This window comes from Streptomyces sp. NPDC058457, from assembly GCF_042720695.1.
GTDB lineage: Bacteria > Actinomycetota > Actinomycetes > Streptomycetales > Streptomycetaceae > Streptomyces.
This window is the reverse complement of the sequence record NZ_JBHXLU010000194.1, coordinates 1-2,136: the sequence shown is the minus strand read 5'-3', so window position 1 is coordinate 2,136 and position 2,136 is coordinate 1. Positions and strand designations below refer to the sequence as shown.

The following is a 2,136-nucleotide window of genomic DNA, read 5'->3' as shown; positions in this document are numbered from 1 at the left end:
ACCGGCAGGTGCACCGGCACGGTGTGCTCGCCCTGGCCGGCGTCTCGGCCGCGCTGCTGGTGTTCTCCGGCGGTGACACCAACACGCTGGTGCCGCTGTTCGCCATCGGGGTCTTCGTCGGGTTCACCATCGCCCAGGTGGGCATGGTGCGGCACTGGAGGCTGCAACGGGGGACCGGTTGGCGCGGGAAGGCCCTGCTCAACGGGTTCGGGGCCGTGCTCACCGCGGTGGCCACCGTCGTCGTCACCGCCGCCAAGTTCACCGAGGGCGCCTGGCTCGTCGTCGTGATGCTGCCGCTGCTCGTGGCCGCCTTCGTCGCCGTCCACCGCGCCTACGGCCGGATCGGCGAGCGGCTCGGTCTCGGCCGCATACCCGAGACCCCGCACCGCGAGCGCTCGCTGGTGCTCGTCCCCGTCTCGTCCCTGTCCAGGCTCACCTCGGAGGCTCTCACGGCCGCCTCCTCGCTCGGCGACGAGGTCCGCGCGGTGACCGTGTGCTATCCGGACCCCGAGGACCGTGCCGCGCTCCACGCCCTGGAGCGTGCCTGGGCCGAGTGGGACCCCGGGGTGCCGTTGGTGAGGTTGAGCTGTGAGCGGCGCACCCTTGGCCGTCCCATCGCCGCCTACGTCCGCGAGGTGACCGCCGCCGAGCCGGGCACCCAGGTGACCGTGCTGATCCCGGAGACCGAGCCGGAGCGGCTCTGGCAGCGCCTGCTGCAGAACCAGCGGGGCGCGGTGGTCGCGCACGCCGTGCGGCGGGAGACGGACGCGGTGATCTGTCGGCTTCGCTTCCGGCTGCCGTGAGCCCGGGTCACCGACCGTTACGGCGGCTGACTCACCGGTATCGATCAGGGGCCGTAAGAGTCCCGTCAAAGCCATGGGTGCCGCCGTATGAGAGCCGTAAACGGGCGACCCGATCCGGCCAGAAAGGCGCTTTCCTCTACTCGTCCGTCTCCATCGAACCTCACTCCAGGAGTTCGCGATGGCCGATCTGGCCTTCGTCGTCACCGTGCTCGCGGGTTTCGCGCTGGTGGCCCTCGTCGCCAAGGGGGTGACGAAGCTGTGACCGCCGAGAACATCGTCGGCCTCGTCGTGGCCGTCGCCCTGCTGGGCTATCTCGTCCTCGCCCTGATCTTCCCGGAGAGGTTCTGAGCCACGACATGGGTCCCGTACTCGCCGGCTTTCTCCAGCTGCTCGCCCTCATAGGCGCGCTGGCGCTCGCCTACGTTCCCCTCGGCAACTACATGGCCAGGGTCTACTCCTCCGACAAGCACTGGCGCGTCGAGAAGTGGATCTACAAGGGCATCGGCGCCAACCCCGACACCGAGATGCGCTGGCCCGCGTATCTGCGCGGAGTCCTGGCCTTCTCCGCCGTCAGCGTCCTGTTCCTCTATCTGCTCCAGCGGATCCAGGGCATCCTGCCCGGCTCGCTCGGCTTGTCCTCGGTCAACCCGGCGCAGTCGTTCAACACGGCCGTCTCCTTCGTGACCAACACGAACTGGCAGTCGTACTACGGCGAGCAGACCATGGGTCACGTCGTGCAGACCGCCGGTCTGGCCGTGCAGAACTTCGTCTCCGCCGCCGTCGGTATCGCCGTCGCCGTCGCCCTCGTACGGGGCTTCGCGCGCTCGCGCACCGGTGAGCTGGGCAACTTCTGGTCCGACCTGGTGCGCGGCACCATCCGCATCCTGGTTCCCGGCGCGGCGATCGCCGCCATCGTGCTGGTCGCGTGCGGTGCCATCCAGAACTTCTCCGGCATCCACGAGGTCGGTCAGTTCATGGGCGGCTCGCAGCAGTGGAACGGCGGCGCGGTCGCCTCCCAGGAGGCCATCAAGGAGTTCGGTACGAACGGTGGCGGCTACTTCAACGCCAACTCGGCCCACCCCTTCGAGAACCCCACCCCGTTCACCAACCTCTTCGAGATCTTCCTGATCCTGCTGATCCCGTTCGCGCTGACCCGCACCTTCGGAGTGATGGTCGGCTCGGTGAAGCAGGGCTACGCGATCCTCGCCACCATGGCCACCATCTGGGTCGGCTTCGTCGCCCTGATGATGTGGACCGAGTTCGCCCACCACGGCGCGGCGCTCCAGGCCGCGGGCGGGGCGTACGAAGGCAAGGAGGTCCGCTTCGGGGTCGG

Annotated in this window: 2 protein-coding genes and 1 pseudogene; all 3 read left to right on the top strand. The window is 69.0% G+C overall.

The genetic code is table 11. The features are described 5' to 3' along the window. Positions 1–803: pseudogene (locus tag ACFWPS_RS53940) on the top strand (amino acid permease); the annotation flags it as partial. A 258-nt stretch (positions 804–1,061) separates the two neighbouring features. Then, the gene (gene kdpF, locus ACFWPS_RS53935; RefSeq protein ID WP_016434100.1) at positions 1,062–1,151 is read left to right on the top strand and encodes a K(+)-transporting ATPase subunit F; all 90 of its coding nucleotides are present in this window, start codon (positions 1,062–1,064) and stop codon (positions 1,149–1,151) included. Between the two features lie 8 nt (positions 1,152–1,159). Then, positions 1,160–2,136: potassium-transporting ATPase subunit KdpA (locus tag ACFWPS_RS53930; protein WP_383721910.1), on the top strand; the 977-nt coding region annotated here is incomplete at its 3' end.